The sequence below is a fragment of the Nocardia bovistercoris genome, from assembly GCF_015674855.1.
Taxonomy (GTDB): Bacteria; Actinomycetota; Actinomycetes; order Mycobacteriales; family Mycobacteriaceae; genus Nocardia; species Nocardia bovistercoris.
In genome coordinates this window covers 430,964-449,734 of record NZ_JADMLG010000002.1, presented here as the reverse complement: position 1 = coordinate 449,734, position 18,771 = coordinate 430,964, and the positions used below count along the sequence as shown (strand labels likewise).

Annotated in this window: 12 protein-coding genes; 4 read left to right on the top strand and 8 right to left on the bottom strand. The window is 69.9% G+C overall.

Going from position 1 to position 18,771, the window contains the following annotated elements; all coding sequences use genetic code 11:
- Positions 1–134: 134 nt before the first annotated feature.
- The 5 genes from IT779_RS06055 to IT779_RS06035 all read right to left on the bottom strand — a co-directional run bounded on the left by IT779_RS06055 (position 135) and on the right by IT779_RS06035 (position 7,813).
- Complete coding sequence (locus IT779_RS06055; protein ID WP_232541471.1) at positions 135–3,956, bottom strand: ABC transporter ATP-binding protein; 3,822 nt, start codon at positions 3,954–3,956, stop codon at positions 135–137.
- 154 nt (positions 3,957–4,110) lie between these two features.
- A complete protein-coding gene (locus IT779_RS06050; RefSeq protein WP_196148163.1) occupies positions 4,111–4,893 on the bottom strand; it encodes an ABC transporter permease in 783 nt (260 codons plus the stop codon).
- The gene (locus IT779_RS06045; RefSeq protein ID WP_196148162.1) at positions 4,890–5,888 is read right to left on the bottom strand and encodes an ABC transporter ATP-binding protein; all 999 of its coding nucleotides are present in this window, start codon (positions 5,886–5,888) and stop codon (positions 4,890–4,892) included. Before IT779_RS06045 ends, IT779_RS06050 begins: the two co-directional genes overlap by 4 nt.
- Entirely contained in the window at positions 5,885–6,649 is a 765-nt protein-coding gene (locus tag IT779_RS06040) for a hypothetical protein (protein ID WP_196148161.1), read from the bottom strand. Before IT779_RS06040 ends, IT779_RS06045 begins: the two co-directional genes overlap by 4 nt.
- Positions 6,650–6,790: 141 nt before the next feature.
- Positions 6,791–7,813 (bottom strand): glutathione S-transferase family protein, encoded by a 1,023-nt coding sequence (locus IT779_RS06035; RefSeq protein WP_196148160.1) that lies wholly within the window; start codon positions 7,811–7,813, stop codon positions 6,791–6,793.
- A gap of 38 nt (positions 7,814–7,851) precedes the next feature.
- On the opposite strand from IT779_RS06035, the gene IT779_RS06030 reads away from it, so the two are divergent.
- Complete coding sequence (locus IT779_RS06030) at positions 7,852–8,646, top strand: enoyl-CoA hydratase/isomerase family protein (RefSeq protein ID WP_196148159.1); 795 nt, start codon at positions 7,852–7,854, stop codon at positions 8,644–8,646.
- Positions 8,647–8,749: 103 nt separating this feature from the next.
- Complete coding sequence (locus tag IT779_RS06025) at positions 8,750–9,985, top strand: class I adenylate-forming enzyme family protein (protein ID WP_196148158.1); 1,236 nt, start codon at positions 8,750–8,752, stop codon at positions 9,983–9,985.
- A 22-nt stretch (positions 9,986–10,007) separates the two neighbouring features.
- On the opposite strand, the gene IT779_RS06020 is transcribed toward IT779_RS06025, so the two are convergent.
- Entirely contained in the window at positions 10,008–10,754 is a 747-nt protein-coding gene (locus IT779_RS06020) for a tyrosine-protein phosphatase (RefSeq protein ID WP_196148157.1), read from the bottom strand.
- 427 nt (positions 10,755–11,181) lie between these two features.
- Here IT779_RS06020 and IT779_RS06015 point away from each other — a divergent pair, with 427 nt between their 5' ends.
- Both IT779_RS06015 and IT779_RS06010 read left to right on the top strand, forming a co-directional pair.
- Entirely contained in the window at positions 11,182–11,664 is a 483-nt protein-coding gene (locus tag IT779_RS06015) for a TetR family transcriptional regulator (protein WP_232541470.1), read from the top strand.
- A gap of 60 nt (positions 11,665–11,724) precedes the next feature.
- Positions 11,725–12,894: an amino acid deaminase/aldolase gene (locus IT779_RS06010; RefSeq protein WP_196148156.1), complete on the top strand. Its 1,170-nt coding sequence runs from the start codon at positions 11,725–11,727 to the stop codon at positions 12,892–12,894.
- 224 nt (positions 12,895–13,118) lie between these two features.
- Here IT779_RS06010 and IT779_RS06005 read toward each other — a convergent pair whose 3' ends face one another.
- Together IT779_RS06005 and IT779_RS06000 are read right to left on the bottom strand one after the other, a co-directional pair.
- Positions 13,119–16,865, bottom strand: a complete 3,747-nt coding sequence (locus IT779_RS06005; protein ID WP_332838709.1) for a bifunctional RecB family nuclease/DEAD/DEAH box helicase — start codon at positions 16,863–16,865, stop codon at positions 13,119–13,121.
- Between the two features lie 94 nt (positions 16,866–16,959).
- The gene (locus tag IT779_RS06000) at positions 16,960–18,756 is read right to left on the bottom strand and encodes a DEAD/DEAH box helicase (RefSeq protein ID WP_196148155.1); all 1,797 of its coding nucleotides are present in this window, start codon (positions 18,754–18,756) and stop codon (positions 16,960–16,962) included.
- Between the last annotated feature and the right edge of the window lie 15 nt (positions 18,757–18,771).

Here is an 18,771-nt window from a genome sequence, read left to right as displayed (position 1 = left end):
AGCAGCAAATCGGCGGTGTCTTCACCGCCACACACACCTGAACTCATCTGTCCAGACTCGTACGAAGTCGAGAATATTCCTTTCACGGCGCGCGCTGTCGCCCGCACCACATCCCGGTGCCGAACCCGCGCGCCTCACAGCGCGGCCGGGCCCGCGGCAAGCCACAGTCGCGCGTAGGTTCCGCCCGCCGCGAGCAACTCGTCGTGGGCGCCGAATTCCACGATGCGGCCGTGGTCGACCACCGCGATCCGATCGGCGCGCGCCGCTGTGCCGAGCCGGTGCGCGACGAGGACGGTGGTCCGGCCGCGCGCCAGCGATCGGCTCGCTACCAGCACCGATGCCTCGGTCTCCTGGTCGAGTGTTGCGGTCGCCTCATCGAGCAACAGCAGTTCGGGATCGACGAGTTCGGCCCGCGCCAAGGCGATCAGCTGACGCTGCCCGGCCGAGAGCCCGCGCCCGCGCTCACCGACCGGCTGGCCCATACCCATCGGTAACGAGGCGATCATCGAGGCGGCGCCCACCGCCTCGGCCGCCGCCGCTATGCGTTCCGGGCTCGCGAATGGTTGCCCGAATGCGATGTTGCTCGCCACGTCACCGGTGAACAGGTGAGCTTCCTGCGGCACGATGCCGAGCCGCGATCGGTACTCCACCAACGGGATATCGCGGATGTCGACACCGGCGAGCCGGATAGCGCCGCCACCGCCCGCCGTGCCGTTACCACTCGGCGCGCTGCCGCTCGCGCTGCCGCCGCTCGCGCTGCCGCCGCTCGCGGTGGCGCTGGCTGTCGCGCTGCTGCCTGTCTCGCCATCACCGACCCCGCTGCCGCTGTCTGTGGCGCTGTCGCCGCCCGCCGAACCGCGGTCGTCGCCCGCCGCTTCGGTGCGCGGGATGTCGTAGAGGCGGGCGAGGAGTTTGACGATGGTCGACTTGCCCGCACCGGTCGGGCCGACCAGTGCGAGGGTGGATCCGGCGGGTATGTCGAAACTCACGTCGGTGAGGGCCGGATCGCGGGCGCCCGAGTATCGGAAGCCGACGTTCTCGGCTTTCACCTCGCCGCGCGGCGCGGTCTCGGCGGTGACCGCGTCGACTGGGTCGTCGGCGATCGAGGACGGAGTGCGCAGCAGTTCCGCGATGCGGCGCAGGCCGACCCGCGCCTGCTGGTACCCGTCGAAGACCTGCGACAACTGGAGGATCGGGCTGAACAACAACTGCAGGTAGAGCACGAAGGCGATCAGCGTGCCCGCGGTCGTCGCCCCGGCGGCGACCTCGCGCGCGCCGACGAACACCACCACCGCCAGCGCCAGATCAGCCCACGAGATCACGAAGGCGAAGAACAGCGCGATGGCCCACTGCGCGCGCATTCGCGAATGCCGGTAGCGCACCGAGTATTCGGCGAAGCGGCGGGCCGCGACCGGCTCGTTGCGGTTGGCCTGCACGGCGCGCAATCCGGTCACGTTCTCGGTGAAATGCGCGTTCACCAGGGAGACGCGTTCCCGCGACACCGTGTACGCGATATCGGAGTAGCGCCGGAACACCACCGTGGCGATCACCAGCGGCGGCAGCGTGGCAAGCACGATCACCGCCAGCGAGAGGTCGACGACCAGCAGCGCCACCGCGATCCCCGCCAGGGTGAGCACGCCGATCAAGGTGGCGGCGACGCCGGTTTGCAGGAAGGTCGACAGCGCGTCGACGTCGGTGGTCATCCTGGTCATGATCTTGCCGGACAGTTCGCGCTCGTAGTAGTCGAGTCCGAGCCGCTGCAGGTGTGCGTAACTGCGCACCCGCAGGCCGAGCAGCACCCGTTCCCCGGTGCGCGCGGTGAGCACGATGGTGGCCGCGCCGACCAGCAGCCCCGACAGCACCAGCACGACGCCGATCACGGCGGCCAACCCGAGCACGCTCGCGTCGTGGTCGCCGACGCCGCTGTCGATGGCGAAACGGACCAGCGGCGGGAACGCGATGCCGAGCACCGCGTCGGCGGCGAGCAGCGCGACCACGGTCAGGACCAGCAGCCGGACCGGACGCAGCAGCGAGGCGAGCCGGAAGCCGGGATCGGGGCGGCGCATTTCCGCCGGATCGCCGTCGGGTTGTTCGGTGGCGGCGGGCAGTTTCTCGATAGCCCTGCGCAGTTCCGGGGTTTCGGCCAGCGCGCCGGTGATCGCGGTCCAGTCGCCGGGGCGCGCGGTGTTCGTCGCGACGGAGTCGGTCGTGATCGCGCGGAGGACGGGTCCGGGCGGCGCGGGCAGCCGGATCACCCGGTCGGCCTGCGCGAGGGTGGATTCGCGGTGCGCCAGGATGAGCGTGGTGCGGCGGCCGCGATCGGGTAGGCGCTCGAAGATCCTGGCCTCGGTGACAGCGTCCACCGCCGAGGTCGCGTCGTCGAGCACGAGGATGCGCGGCCGCGCCAACAGCGTGCGCGCCAACGCGACGCGCTGGCGCTGCCCGCCGGACAGGGTGAGCCCGCGTTCGCCGACCACGGTGTCGTAGCCGTCCGGCAGTTCGGCGATGAATTCGTCGGCCGCCGCGAGTTCGGCCGCCGCGCGGATCTCGGCGTCGGTGGCGCCGGGACGGCCGAGCGCGATATTGGCCGCGATGGTGTCGGAGAACAGGAACGGATCATCGAAGACCACCCCGACCGCCGCCCGCAGGTCGTCCGAGGCCACTTCGGCGATATCGACCGAATCCGTGCTCGCCGCGATGGTCGAGGCGCCGGAACCGAGTGGTGTCGCGGCGACCGTCGATCGGTGGTGTGCCGCGGCGCCGTCGCCCTCGGAAAATGCGCCGACCTGCGCCGACACAGCCGGGGCCGCACCGCTCGCTGACTCGGCGAAGAGGTGGACGCTGCCCTTGTCGGGGGCGTAGAAGCGGGGCAGCAGCAGGGCGAGAGTGGACTTGCCGGAGCCCGCGGGGCCGATGATCGCGACGGTTTCGCCGGGGCGCACGGTGAGGTCGAGGTCGCGGAGGACGGGCTGGTCAGGGGCGAAGCCGAAGGTGAGGTCGCGGATGTCGATGCCGAGCGGGCCGTCGGGCAGCGGTGCGGGGGCCTGCGGGTCGGTGATGCCGGGGGCGGCGTCGATGACCTGGTAGACGCGTTCGGCGGCGGCGCGGGTCAGCTGGCTCATGATGATCACCGCGGAGAGGGTGCGCGCCGAGGCCGTCATGGTGGCGACATAGGCGGCGAAGGCGAGGAAGGTGCCGAGGCCGATGGTTCCGTTGACGGCCAGCAGTCCGCCGACCACGATCACCGCGACCATGCCCGCCTGCGGGATCGCGGTGACCACGGGGGCGAAACGCGCGTCGACTCCCGCGGCGCGCATGCGTTCGGCGTAGAGGTCGCGGCTGTGCCGTTCCAGGATGTCGACCATCCTGGCCTCCTGCCCGAACCCTTTCACCACCCTGACTCCGGTGACCGTCTCCTCGACGTGCTGGGCCAGGTCGGCGGCGCGCTGCTGCGCGGACCAAGTCGCCGCGTACAGGCGCGGACGCATGCGGTAGACCACCACCGCGATGGCGGGCACCACGAGCAGCGCGATCGCGGCGAGCGGCGGTGACAGCCAGACCATCACGCCGACGGCCAGCACGAATTGCAGGGCCGCCAGCGCCGACCACGGGACCATGGAGACCAGCGCTTGCACCAGTTGCAGGTCGGTGATGGAACGCGACACCACCTGTCCGGTGCGCATGGTGTCCTGACCGGCGCCGTCCAGCCGTTGCAGCGAGGTGAGCAGGTCGACGCGCATGGTGTGCTGCACGTCGAGCGACAGGCGCCCGGCGAGCACCCGCCGCCCCAGCGACGCGACGAACCGGCCTACCGCGACCACCGCGAGCAGCGCGGCGACCACGCCGATCACCGCCGTGTCGCCGACCCCGGCCGCGTCGACCGCGCGTTTGGTCAGCAGCGGCGCGGCGATCTCCACGCACGCGCCGAGCGCGACCGCCGCGGCGATGGCGGCCATCGTCGCTCGATAGCGCGTCGACGCGGCCCACAGCCTGCGAATCCACCCCGGTGTCCGCGCCGAATCCGGCCCGGACTCTCTACACTCGCCCCCGCTCATAATCACCGACGTTACGACGCGGGGGTGACATGTCGTTATTCCCGCAGCTCAGTGGTCAGAGTTCGCGGGTGCGGAAGGTGAACCAGCCCGCGGCGCCGATGCCCGCTGTCCACAGCAGCAGCACCACGATCGCCGCGGGGGTCGGGGCGAGGATGCCGCTGTCGGGGAACGAGTCGACGGCGACGGTGGCGACCGTGGCCGATTCGGGGAGCAGCGCCGCGATGCCGCCGATGCCGATGGCGTCGGTGACCACCCAGATCAGCGGTTCGACGACCACAAGCCAGCCGATCAGCATGGTCACGGTGCCGCTCGACTGCCGGACCAGCAGCGCCAGCCCCGCCCCGATCAGCGACCAGCACAGCACCGCGAGCAGTCCGCCGCCGAGTACCGCGAACAACCGCAGCCCGATATCGACCTTGCCCCGCCCGAACACGAGCAGGCACACCAGGCCGACGAGTTCGACCACGACGCCGCCCGCCACCGCGAGTACCCCGGTGACCAGGTATTTCGCGGCTACGAGCCGGTCGCGGTCGGCGGTGAACAGCGCGGTGAGCGGTATCGACTCGTACCGGAATTCACTGCCGACGGCGATCGCGCCGAACACCGCGGCCGCGACGACGGTGACCGCGATCGCCAGGTACAACCCGACCGAAGCCGCGCCGGTCGCCGGGTCGGCCTTCGGGTCGACCGGACCCGAGATCAGCGCGGTGACACTGGTCGCGATCAGCGACACGGCCGCCAACGCGACCACCAGGCGCGAATTCGACCGCAGCGATGTGGCCTTGCGCACCTCGGAGTTGACGGCCGGGAGCAGGTCCTGGGGCAGGAGTGTGGTCACCGTTGGATCCCGTAGGGCATCGGCTGCCGCAGCGGCGCGACAGGGTGTTGCGGATAGGCGGGCGGCAGGTAGGCGGGACCTCGCGGGGTCGCCGTTCTCGGGGTGGTGAGGGCGGCGAGGACGCGGTCGGGGTGGATCGGGTCGGGTGTCATCGCGTCGAGTCGGACGCCCGCGGCGCGCGCCGCGTCCTGGATCTGTGTCTCGGTGGCCTCCGCGATGGCGAGCCGCCCGTCGGGGCGGATCACCGTGTCGGTGTAGCCGCGCGCGGCCAGCATGGTGGCCAGCGCGACCGGCACCGAGGCCGACACCACGATCCGGTCGGGATGTCCGCGCCGGAGTTTGGCGGGCGTGCCCGTGTAGACCACCGCGCCTTCGCTGAGCACGACGAGATCGTCTGCGGCGGGCACCACGGCGGCCAGCGACCGGCTCGCCACCAGAACGGTGCCGCCGCGCCGCACGTGGCCGCGCAGGAAATCGTGCAGCCGCGTGCGTTCGGGGGCTTCGAGACCGTCGGTCGGCTCGTCGAGGATCAGCAGTGGCGGATCGGCCAACAGCGCGGTGGCCAGGCCGATCCGGGTCTGCTGGCCCGCGCTCAACTCCTCGGCGCGCTGGTCGGCGTGTTCGGTCATGCCCACCGTGTCGAGCAGTTCCTCGACACGGGTTTCGGGGACGCGCGCCGCGGCCGCGTAGATCGTCAGGTGGTCGCGGGCCGATCGGGCCGGATGCAGCCCGCGCGGGGTGAGCATGCCGCCGACCGGCGCGCCGCCGCCGATCCGCGCCACCGCGCCGGGCGCGCCCACCGACGCGGTGCCCGTGGTCGGCCGCACCAGCCCGAGCAGTATCCGCAGGATGGTCGATTTGCCCGCGCCCGCGGGACCGACCAGCGCCGTGCACGTGCCCGCCGCGACCTCGAATCCGACCTTGTCCACCACCGTGTCGAGCTCGTAGCGTTTGCCGAGCCCGTGCACGGCGATCGCCGGGCGCGCAGCGCTCATCGCGGTCCCGTGCCGCGCCGCTTCGGATCGAATCGCCCGGCGTCGAGCTGTTTCGGATCGGGGCGGTCGATGGCGGTGAGCGGATCGGCCTCGATGACCAGATGCCGCGGCGCGGGCCAGGTCGGTGGCGGTGGGCCGAATGCCTTGTGCGCGTTGGCGATGGTGGTCTGCCCGAGCGCGCGGTTGCCGACGCCGCCGATGACCGCGCCGATGCCCATGGGGATCACCTTGCCCGCCATGAGCGCGACGCGCTTGGTGACGAACCGCACCAGGAACCGTTTCATCAGCGAGTCGTTCATCCCGGCGAGGCCGGGGACGCGGGTGGCGAGCAGCGTGCCCCAGTTCTTGGCCGAATGTCCGACCGAGCGCTCCACGATATCCATGCCCGCGTCGCCGAGGACGACGGCGATCACGAGGGCGCGGCGCTGTTCCTTGGCTTCGGGGGCGATGCCGTGCACGGCGGCGATGGCGAGGGTGTAGAGCGCCGACGCCTCGAGGAAGAACGCGGTCTCGGCGGTGATGGTGGCCACCGAGGCGATGGTGCCGACGCCGGGCATGGCGGCGGTGGCGCCCGCCGCGGTGCCGCTGCCGGTGACCGCGAGCAGGTAGATCCGTTCCAGCCGGGCGATGGTTTGAGCGGGGGTTTCGTCGGGGTGTGAGCGACGGATCATGTCGATGTATTTGGCCACCGCGGGCGCCTGTAGCTTCGAGCCGTTCTCGAGCAAGGCGACCACGGTCTTCTCCAATGTGCCGTTCTTCATCGGCAACTCACCCCTTGATCTCAGCCGTCGCTGGTCTTCGGCCGGCGCCAGCAGAACTCTATGGCACCGGGCGGTGCCCGGCGCAACACGGCAACGACCGCGCCGTGCGATCGGTTCCCGTGCGATGGGGGTATACCCGCGCTACGCCTCGACTAGCGGCGGAACCTGTTCGGCGGGGCGCGGCGGCGGTGGCGGCGTGCCGTCGCCGAAGGGGCGGCCGCCGAGTTCCTCGCGGCCGTGCGGGGTGAGCCAATCGGCCAGATCGGGGCCTTTGGGCACGATCTTGGTCGGGTTGATGTCGGTGTGCACCGCGTAGTAATGGGTCTTGATCTGGCCGAAGTCGATGGTGTCGCCGAAACCGGGGGTCTGGAACAGGTCGCGCGCGTAGGCCCACAGCACCGGCATCTCGCTGAGTTTGGAGCGGTTGCACTTGAAATGTCCGTGGTAGACCGGGTCGAAGCGGACCAGGGTGGTGAACAGCCGCACGTCGGCCTCGGTGATGGTGTCGCCGACGAGGTAGCGCTGCGTGGTGAGCCGCTCGGTCAGCCAGTCGAGGCGGGCGAAGAGCCGGTCGTATGCCGCGTCGTAGGCGTCCTGCGCGCCCGCGAAACCGCAGCGGTATACGCCGTTGTTCACGTCGCGGAAGATCGCGAGCGCGACCTCGTCGATCTCCGCGCGCAGCGGTTCGGGATACAGCTGCGGCGCGCCTTCACGGTGGAACGCGGTCCATTCGGTGGAGAAGTCGAGGGTGATGCGCGCGTAGTCGTTGGTGACTACCTGACCGGTCGGCACGTCGACGATGGCGGGCACGGTGATGCCGCGCGGATAGTCGGGGAAGCGTGCCAGGTAGGCGTCGCGCAGCCGGGGAATGCGCAGCACCGGGTCGAGTCCGTCCGGGTCGAGGTCGAAGGTCCAGCTGAGTTTGTCGTGGGTCGGCCCGCACAGCCCGAGCGAGAGCGCGTCCTCGAGGCCGAGCAGCCTGCGCACGATGAGGGTGCGGTTGGCCCACGGACACGCGCGCGCCGCGACGAGCCGGTACCGGCCCGCCCGCACCGGGTATCCGTCGCGGCCGTCGGCCGTGATGCGCGTGGTGATGTAGTTGGTGTCGCGCTTGAATTCGCCGGGTTCGACGTAGGAACCGGCTTCCGATGCCGCCTTGGTCACGGTGCCAGTCTCGCAGACCGGGGATCTAGGCTGACCGGATGAGTGAAACGAAGGTCACCCGGTTGGAACGTGAAGTCACCGACGGCGGTGCGGAGGTGGCGATCCTCACCTTCGCCAATCCGCCGCTGAATCTGTTCGATCAGGCGATGTTCGATTCGATCGTCGCCGATGTCGCGGAACTGGCCGCCCGGCCGCCGCGCGCGGTGCTGTTGCGCGCCGAGGGCAAGGTGGTCTCCGGCGGGGTCGACGTGCACGTCTTCGACGGCCTTTCGGTGGAGCAGGGCGCCGAGCTGTGGCGCACGTTGTTCGCGCAGATCATCCATCCGTTGGAGGCGCTACCGTGTCCGGTGGTCTTCGCCGCGCACGCGCTGACCCTGACCGCCGCGTTCGAGATCGCGCTGGCCTGCGACATCATCCTGGCCGCCCCGAAGGCGAAGTTCGGCCTGGTGGAGACGGTGGTCGGTCTCACACCGTCGATGGGCGGCCCGCAGCGACTGGCCGAGCGCGCCGGCTCGGGCCGGGCCAGGGAATTCGTGATGACCGCCGATCTCTACGACGCCGCGACCATGGCGGACTGGGGTGTGGTCAACGCCGTGCACGATGATGTCGACACCGAGGCGCTGGCGCTGGTGCGGAGGCTGGCCGACGGCCCGACCCGCGCGCACGCCGCAACCAAGCAGATCGTCGCGGCGTGGCGTTCCGGCGGTGTGGCGCATGCCGATTCGGTGACGCCGCAGGTGTCGGGCCTGCTGTTCGACACCGAAGACCTGCGCGGCGCGGTGCGCAGCTTCCTGGAGGTCGGACCGGGCAAGGCCACCTACTCCGGGCGCTGAGGCCCGCGCCTTACGGACACGTATCGCCACTATGCCGGCGAAGTTGTGATCCGCATCATATAGTCGCAGGTGCCTGCTGGCTCGAGGCACCCGCGGAGGACGAATGTCGCAGCAGTTATTGGTCGAATACCCACTGACCGGTCCGCCCGCGTGCGACAACCCGCTGGCCCGAGGCGCCGACGGCGTCCTGCGCTACGGCAATCTGACGCCCGCCCTCACCGAACTGCTCGACCTGCGCGTGCACACGTTCGCCGCGCGCGAGGCGGTGGTGGAGATCGGCGGGCCTCGCCTCACCTACCGGCAGCTGTGGCATTCGGCCTCGCGCATCGCGGGCGGGCTACAGGAACACGGCATCGGCTACGGCGACCGGGTCGCCGTGCACATGCCGGTCGGCGCCCGCTGGGTGCAGGCGTTCCTCGGGGCGCTGCTCAGCGGCGCGGTGCCGGTGCTCGTGCACGACGGCATGCCAGAGGCCGTCTCCGCGCGCGTGATCGCCGACAGCAGCGCCGATTTCGTGCTCGACGGCGCGGGTGAGCTACCCGACGGCGCCGCCTACATCGACGACGGCGCCGCGCTCGGCGATCTGGCCCTGCTCTGCTACACCAGCGGGTCCGCGTCGGGGACCGGCCCCAAGGGCGTCGAACTCACCAACGAGAACCTGCTGTCGGCCATTCGTTCCATGGTCGGCGCACTCGACCTGCCCGAGGACGGCCTGCGCAATCTGGTGCTGTTGCCGTTGGCGCACGCCAGCGGCTGCGTCGACCAACTGCTGCCGACTTTCGCGGTCGGCGGCACCGTCGTACTCGCGCCCGACACCCGCGCGCTCGCGGCGGGGATCGCCGCCGAGCGGGTCGACATGGTGTCCGCTACGCCGAGGATCTTCGCCGGACTGCTGCCCGAACTCACCTCGCGCCACAGCGGCGCGGTCTCGCGGGTGAGCAGCGCGGGACATCACGCCGAACGCGCCGCCGCACCCGCGGCGGTGACGCGCGCGTGCCCGAGTCTGCGCGAGGCGTTCCCGGCGGCACGGCAGTGGTCGGTCTGGGGCGCCACCGAGACCAGCGGTATCGGACTCGCCGTCGACGACGGCGCGACCACCGACGCGGCGGTGCTCGGATTCCCGTTCGGCGGAACCGAATTGGCACTGTTCGGGCCGAGCGCGCATGCGGGTTCGGGTGAATTGCTGTGCCGTGGCCCGAATGTCACCCGGCGGTACTGGAACGACCCGAAGGCCACCGAGGACCGCTTCACCGGCAGCTGGTTCCACACCGGCGATCAGGTCACCATCGACGCCGACGGGCTGGTGCGCAGGCACGGACACTGCCTCGCCGACGAATAGTCGTACCCGGCAGCGGATTCCGTTACTCCAACAGGCGATCGCGCAGTCGCGCGCGCAATTGCGCGTCGATGCCGACGGCGGCGAGGTATGCCTCGAAATCGCCGTGCTGTTGCTGCGCCGCGGCGATCGCGACGCGCAGGTACTCCTCCCGCACGCCGAGCAGGTCCTCGGACAGGTCGACGCCCTCCGGCAGCTTGCCCGTCATCATCGCGCGCAGTGCGGGCACCGCGTCGTTGCTGCGCATGAAGTCGGTCAGGATCTCGTCCTCGGTCACGTCGACGGCGCGCAGCAGGGTCGCGACGGCCCAACCGGTGCGGTCCTTGCCCGCTGCGCAGTGCACGAGCACCGCGCCGTCGCCGTCGACGATGGAGCGGGCGATCGAGGTGATCGCCGCGTGCGCCTCGGGCAGTGCGGGGAAGTAGCGGTAGACCTCGAGCATGTGCGCCATGGCGAAGGAGGTCTGCGCGTCGTGCGGGGGCGCCTCGCCCATCCGCGAGTCGAACGGCGTGACGTTCAGGCGCACGCCGTCGGGCAGGTTGTCGTGTCCGATGTGCTCGATTTCCCTGGGTCCGCGCAGGTCGTAGACCTCGCGGACGCCGAGTTCGCGCAGGACGGCGTGCCCGTCGGCGGAGAGTCCGCTGAGCTGGGCGGAACGAAGGAGGATTCCGGACGCGACTTTCGCGCCGTCGGCCGTGCGCAGACCGGCCGTATCGCGGAAGTTGAAGGTTCCGGGGATGAAGTACTGATCTACGGGTGGCGGCACAGTCACCGGACCAGGCTATCCGGTTGTGGATAACTCGCGGTATCGTTCCGCCGGCATCGGGTGGACGATCGCGTGACCGTATTGCGAGGGTCGAATGTGGGATGCGCCACAGCGGAACCGGAGGGTTCCGAATTTACCCGTACAGTGGTTCGAGGGCGTGCTTCCGGTGTGAATCGCGGAGACCGCGCCCAGAACGGGGTTCGAGGCGGGGTTCACGGAGGGTTGCGAAGGCGTCCCGTTTGGGTAACAAAACAATCTTCAAGTCGGTATTTACCCAATGAAGCCGTTCTCAAACCTTGATAACGCTCTACCATTGATGAACGTTGGACCGGGCAGCCCGGTGGTCTCGATGAAGAGGTCCCCGGAGTGGTCGCAATGTTCAGCGAGTCGCGTTGCGGTTCGGGCGCGAGTTTTTTCGTTGAGGGAGTCGTCGTTGAGCGCACGTGGAGAGATTGCAGAGGCGCGGTTGCATCCGACGATCTGCGAAGCAGTCGAGAAGGCGGCGGCTTCGCTCGATTTCGCCGGAGTGCGGGCCTTGCGCGTGCTGTTGCACGCCGGGGTCAGCGCGTACTGGCCGGAGGTGAAGGCCGCGCCGACCAAGCAGGTCCGCGCGTACGAAAATACCGTTCGGTCGTTACGCGAACGCTGGGATGGCGCACCCGGCTGCGTCCCGGACTGTGCCGCGTCCGTCACCTTCCGCGAGATGGACGCCGATATCGCGACCTTCCTCGACTTGTGCGCCGCGCGGTCGAACACCCAGTGGCTCGAGCCGGTCGAGGCGATCGCCGTCTACACCGTGTCGGTGCTGCAGGGCACCGTGCTGCGCTGGCTCGCCGACTGTGACGACGAAACCCTGCTCGTGGTGCTGGACGACCTGGTCAGCGGTCTGGCGACGCGCGCGGCCGACGCGAACTGACCGGGTTCTGGACGCGCGACGTTCTGGACGTCTGACCAACTTGGTGGTTGAGTGGGTCCGGTGACCTCGCCGATTCCGGGACTGCACGCGGCCACCGCCGACCTCGACCCGCCGCTGGCCGCGCTCGACCTGCCGACCCTGCGGGCCAACGCCGCCGACCTGGTTCGCCGAGCCGCGGGAACCCCGGTGCGAGTCGCCAGTAAATCGGTGCGCTGCCGCGCGGTACTCGAGGAAGTGCTCGGCGCCGATCTCACCGCGCACGGCGGCTTCGCCGGGATCATGGCGTATTCGTTGCCCGAAGCCATCTGGCTGGCCCGCCGCGGCGCCCGCGACATCCTGATCGGCTACCCGACCGTCGACCGGTCCGCACTCGCCGAACTCGCCGTCGACGAGACGCTGTCGCAATCCATCACTCTCATGATCGATGACGCCGACCAGCTCGCCCTGATCCGCGCCGTCGTCGGCGAACGCGCGCGACCGCAGGTCTGCCTCGACGTGGACGCCTCCCTGCGGATCGGCCCGCTGCACCTCGGCGTCCGCCGGTCCCCGATCCGCACCCCCGACCGAGCCGAAGCGCTGGCCAGCACCGCGCGCGACCGCGGATTCGACGTCGTCGGCGTGATGACCTACGAAGCGCAGATCGCCGGACTGCCCGACACCAATCCGGCGGTCCGGCTGGTCAAGAAGTTGTCCGCCGCCGAAATCGGCAAGCGCCGCATCCTTGTGCTCGACGCGGTGCGCTCGGCGGTCGGCCCGCTGCGGATCGTCAACAGCGGCGGCTCCGGTTCCATCGAGGTCAGCGTCGCGGCGCCCGAGGTGACCGAGGTCACCGCGGGATCCGGACTCTACGTGCCGACCCTCTTCGACGGCTACCGCGCGTTCGAGCCCAACCCGTCGCTGTTCTTCGCCACCTCCGTCCTGCGCAAACCGACCTCCGCCATCGCCACCGTCTTCTCCGGCGGCTACATCGCCTCCGGGCCCGCGGGCGCCTCGCGAGTGCCGAAACCTGTGTGGCCGAGCGGATTACGGCTGATCGGCACCGAAGGCGCCGGTGAGGTGCAGACCCCGCTGTCGGCCGCCGCCGAACTTCGCATCGGCGACCGGGTGTGGTTCCGGCACGCCAAGGCGGGCGAACTGTGCGAGCGCTTCGACCGCATGCACCTCGTCGAAGCCGACGGCACGCGCGTCACCGTGCCCACCTACCGCGGCGAAGGCGTCTGCTTCGGCTGAGCCCCGCGCGGTATCGACCAGGTGAAGTTGTGTCGCCGCGCCCGCCTGTCGCGGTGAGTGTGCGCCTCGGTTCGATCCCACGTGCCGTAGACCTCGGGGAGGTCGATGGCCGCCATGCCACCCACGCCCGCCCGGCGCGGTGCCGGTATACGAGCGCAGTCATCCGCGTCGCCGTGTCCACCTCTCGGGACGAGGGCGTTGCCTCGGCCGACGCCTCGAGTCGATCAGGTTGTCAGGTCGAGGAAGGCCGCCAACTCGGCCACGCCCGCTTCGGTCGCGGGTAGGTATTCGGTGAGCAGCGTGGATCGGATGATGACCGTTTTCCACAGGGCGCGGCATACCGCCGCGCGGAGTAGATCGCCCGCCAGCAGCGCCGACATGCCGTAGGGCGCTTCGGCGGGGGTCGAGGTCGCCGTCGAGACCAGGACCACCGCCGCTTCGCGCCCGCGGAACCTGTCCGGCGTGCCGACCAGAACGTCCTCGATCTTGGCCCGCGCCAACAGGGTACGAATCCGCGCGACCTGCGCACCGTAGGGTGCGACCACGAAGATGTCGTGCGGGTGCAGGCGGCGGCTGTGGGTGCCTACCGTCCACGTCGCCCCGAGCAGGGTGCGGATCCGTCGCACCACCTCGCGCGCCTCCGCCTCGGATTCGGTGGTGTTGCCGTGATGGTCGACCAGTACCGTTTCGATGCCGGGCGCGACCTGGTCGAGTCGGCGGGCCAGGGTCACGGTCTCGTTGGCGTGCAACCGATTTCCGTAGCGCAGCCGCGACAACGGCTCGCAGATACTCGGATGCGTCCGCCAGGTGCGGTCGAGGAAGTAGCCGCGCTCCGTGGACAAAGTGCCGTCGCCGCCGATCAGCATGTCCAGTGCCGACGCGCCGACCGGTTCGGGATGGGTGGCGCGTAGCGCCGTGGTCGCCGGATCGCCGAACAGCAGTAGATTACGCGCACAGGCCGCGACCGCGATCAACTCCGCGAGCGGGAAATAGCCCGCGTCGGCGATCACGAGCAGGTCGAGCGAGCCGCGCGGGATAAGCTCCTCGTTCGCGAAATCGGCCGGGGCGCCGCCGATCACACAGCCGTTGACGGCATTGTCGAGGAATCTGGGATAGCGGTCGGCGTCGATGACGGCCCACTCCGGCGCCACCGCGCCGACATCCTTCTTCGCCACCAGTTCCGGCAGCACCCCGATCTCGACGATCGCGTCGAGAATGTTCTCGATGGTCGGATGCGACAACGCGACCACACCGATCCGCCATTTGTCCCGCGCGACAAGACGTTCGATCACGCGGGCGGCCGTCGCGGTCTTCCCGGTGCCGGGCGGACCCTGCACCGCCACATAGGAATCATCGAGCGCTTCCACGGCCGAGGTGATCGCCGCCGCGTGATCGCCGAACACCCTCGGCAGCGATCGACCGTCGCGCAGCCGGGGCGGGCGACGGGCCAGGATGTCGAAGATCGCCGCGTCCGGGATGCCCGGGAGCGCGACAAGCAGTTGCTGGGCGGCGAATTCGACGGCGCTCTCGGCGTCGGCATCGGATCGCGGCAGTCCCGGCGCGATGGCCGTCGGCAGTTCGTCGAAAGGTTCGCGGCCCTCGGGTAGCAACTCCTCGAGCCGCACCGTGTCGGCGAAATCCGCGTCGACCGCGCACCCGAGCACGGTGGCCGTCGCGGTCGCGCGTCGCCCCACCGAATCGGCGGATTGCTCGTAGAAGGTATACACCGTCGTGCCCGGCGCCAGAGTCGCGCCGCCTGCGCGTCCGCCGCCGATGCGCCCGGTCAGGGTGAGATACCGGCGCATGGTCGGCCGATTCGGGCTGTGATGCCACTTGGTGTCGACACTGCCCCACTCCGCCACCAACACTCCCGGCGCCTCGACCCACTCGTCCACCGGATACGTGAGTCGATCGGCATGCGCCCACCACAACGGTTTCCGCTCCCGCCGGTGATACCCCAGCGCAGCGGCCATCAACGCCGCCGGGTGCGCGCCGACGATCCCACCGCCCGGCCGGAGGACCTCGCTTGTCGCGCCGTATGGGGTAGCTACATCGCTTGCCGCACCGGCGAATTCGGCAAGCGCTGCTTCGACGGAAGAGGGCCGCGAGACCGGCGCCCCGCCGAAATGCTCGCTCGGAAACGGCGCGAGACCGCCCGCCGGAACCACACCGTGCTCGTCTGCGCGATCCAACAGCCAATCGCGTAGACGCAGCACCGCCGCGCAATCACTCGCGCCGGGCCGTGCGCTCATGAGGTGTTGCGCCGGGTACGAGTGACTTCCGGTGTGCTGCGCGTTCTCGGTGTGCCGGCCTTCGCGGCGATCGGTTTCACTATGGCCCGCGTTGTCGGTGTCGTGCTCGGGGTAACTGTGGTGCACGTCGTCGGGGTCACGTCGGCCTTCGACGGCGCGCGTCGAATCGCTGTATTGTTCGCGGTAGCTGTGCTTTTCGGTGGATGAGGTGTGGTCGGAGGCGTGCGCGTCGGGCTGTGGTCGGACTTCGGCCTCGGGGGGCGCCGAGCGAGAAGTGTTCGCGGAGATCAGTATTTCCCGCAGGGCGGGCAGTTCGTAGGAGCGGACGCCGAGGACGAGTGCGCCGCGCAGGATCGGGTACAGGTCGACGAGCACGCCATCGCACAGGGATTCGTCGATGATCTCCTCGCCCGCGCCGTGGCGGCCGGTCCAGGTCAGCAGGTCGTCGCGGACGGCGGAGCCGTAGTAGTAGACGTGCGCGTCGGGGTGGGCGCGGCGGTGTGCGACGAGTCGGTCGAGCAGGTCGGTGAAGGCGCGGCGGGAGGTGGGGGATTCGTTCGCGAGAACGACTGTGCCGAGGGATATCCCGGGTGCGGCGATCGTGAGGCGCTGGTGTCCGTCGGGCGCTCGGCGCAGAGTGAGGGCGAGGTCACCCTGGTGGGGGTGGGGGAGTGCGCCGAGTGCGCCGGGGTCGAGCACGGTGTGCACGGGGGTGGCGGATTCTTCGGCGCGCAACTGGATCTCGGCCTGCCGCCGCAACGCGATGACGGTGCGCGGGGCGAGTCCGGGCACCGCGGATTCGGTGCGGGCCAGTCGGTCGATGGTGGTGATGCCCGCTTCGCGCAGCCGGGTGCGCGCCGGATCGTCGAGCCCGGCAACCAGCAGCGGATCGCGTGCGGCCGTGAGGGCGGCGGTGCAGGTCGGGCAGTGGGCGCAGGCGAGGAAACGCGGATCGCCCCACTGCACCGGCAGCAGTTCACCGAGTTTGTCCTCGATGATGCGGTCCAGGCGTCGCGTGCGCGCGAGGTATACCGACATCAGTGCGGTCAGCGGTCGATCGGAGACCTTGTCGCCCCGATGAACTCGCACGGTATCGGCGATCGGCGCCCCGCACCGTTCGACGGCCGCCGCGCAAGCCGCGAGTTCCAGCGCCGTCGCGACCGCGTCTCGCCGTTCGCCCACGAAACCGTGGGCGGTGTAGCGACCCTCGTCGTCGCGGATCAGGAAATCGCAGGCGCAGGTGAACGATCCGTCGAAGAAAGTGGCGCCTTCGATGACCGGCGCGCCCGACCGTAGCGCCGCGACGGTCTCCGCGTGGGCCGCTTCGAGTCCGGCGATCCGGCTCGCGGAATCCATCTCCGCGGCAACGGATCGCACGGAGACGATGCGATCACCCGCCGGAGCACGCAGCCGCGCCCGCGTATTTTCTATTTCGGCCGGGCTCGTAGTCGGCCCGGCTTCGTAGGCCACCCTCGCGGTCCGGGTCCCGAACACGTCGCCGCCCGTGCGTGATTCACTCGACGACGGCGCCGCCGAGTCCGGGGACAGCGCCGTATCGTTCGGTGACAGCGCCGCCGAGCCCGCGGACAACTCTTTCCCGCCCGGGGGATCGGGTGCGAGGAGTCCGAGTTCGGTGTCGAGGGCGCGCAGCAGTGCGAATTCACACCGCGCCGCGCGCACGAGGTCAGCGGCGGTGCGGACGACCTGATCACCGAACACGAACAAACGCGGCCCCTCCTGCGTCTTGCGGGGACATCAGAGCGCGGACGGCAACACCTTAGCTAGCCCAGCTGACCTCGATGAACCCGCCCGGTCAGGAGCGCGGCTTGCGCCGTTCGCCGCGTTTGGCGAACCCGCGGTCCGGGCGGGGCCCCCGGCTGAACGAGCGATGCTGCGGCGGGCCCTGATCCAACTGCAACTGGATCAGTACACCGCTGATCCTGGTGCGCCGCAACGCCTCCAAGGTCTCGTCGGACAGGTCGGCGGGCAGTTCGACCAGGCTGTGGTCCGGCCGGATGCTGATATGACCGAAATCACTGCGTCGCAGCCCGCCCTCGTTGGCGATGGCGCCGACGATGGCGCCCGGCATCACGCGATGCCGTTTCCCGACGCTGATCCGATACGTCGCGAGTTCCGCGCCGGTATCGCGGCTGAAGGAGGGGCCGCGTTCGTCGTCGCGCGGCGGCCGCTCCCGCTGCGGCCGTTCGCGCTGCGGGCGCTCGACGGGCGGGGGTTCGGGCTCCATGAAGAAGTTGTCGCCGTCGTGCGAACCCACCGCGAGCGCCGCGGCGATGTCGACCAGCGCGATGTTGTGTTCGCGCTCGTAGTCCTCGATGAGCTTGCGGAACAGCGACAGATTCGGATTCGACAGATTCTCGGTGATGGTGTCGCCGAATTTCGCCACGCGCTGGGCGTTGACGTCTTCCACACTCGGCAACTGCATCTCGGCCAGCGGATGCCGGGTGGCACGCTCGATCGCCTTCAGCAGATGCCGTTCGCGCGGCGCGACGAACAGCAACGCCTCACCGCTGCGGCCCGCGCGGCCGGTGCGCCCGATGCGGTGCACGTAGGACTCGGTGTCGTGCGGGATGTCGTAGTTGACCACGTGCGAGATGCGGTCGACGTCGAGTCCGCGCGCGGCGACGTCGGTGGCGACCAGGATGTCGAGCGTGCCGGACTTCAACTGCCCGATGGTGCGTTCGCGCTGGTTCTGCGCGATGTCGCCGTTGATCGCGGCCGCCGAGAAGCCCCGCGCGCGCAATTTCTCGGCCAGTTCCTCTGTGCCCTGTTTGGTGCGCACGAAGATGATCATGGCCTCGAAGGACTCGACTTCGAGTATGCGCGTGAGCGCGTCGAGTTTGCGCTGGTGGGAGACCTGCACCCAGCGCTGGTTGATGTTGGTGTTGGTGGTGGTCTTGGTCTTGACCGTGATCTCCACCGGATCGTGCAGGTACTGCTTGGAGATCTTGCGGATCGCGGGCGGCATGGTGGCCGAGAACAGCGCAACCTGCTTCTCGCCCGGCGTGTCGGCGAGGATGCGTTCGACGTCCTCCTGGAAGCCCATCTTCAGCATCTCGTCGGCCTCGTCGAGGACCAGATACTGCAGCTGCGACAGGTCGAGGGTGCCCTTCTCCAGGTGGTCGATCACGCGGCCGGGCGTGCCGACCACCACGTGCGCGCCGCGGCGCAGCCCGGACAGCTGGACGCCGTAGCTCTGCCCGCCGTAGATCGGAAGGACGTGCAGGCCGGGAATGTGCGCGGCGTAGCGGCCGAACGCCTCGGCCACCTGGATGGCCAGCTCCCTGGTCGGGGCGAGCACCAGCGCGCGCGGCGACTTCCCGGTGACCTCGAGACCCATGAGGATCGGAATGGCGAACGCCGCCGTCTTGCCGGTTCCGGTCTGCGCGAGGCCGACCACGTCGGCGCCGGAGAGCAGCGGCGGAATCGTCGCGGCCTGGATCGGCGACGGCGACTCGTAGCCGACATCGGCGATGGCCGCGAGGATGCGGTCATCGATTCCGAGATCGGCGAAGGTCGGGCCGTCGGCGTGTCTGTCTCCGTCGTCGGTTACGCCGTCGGCAGGAACGCTGTCGACCTCATTGGTACTCATTGACCAGGATTTTAC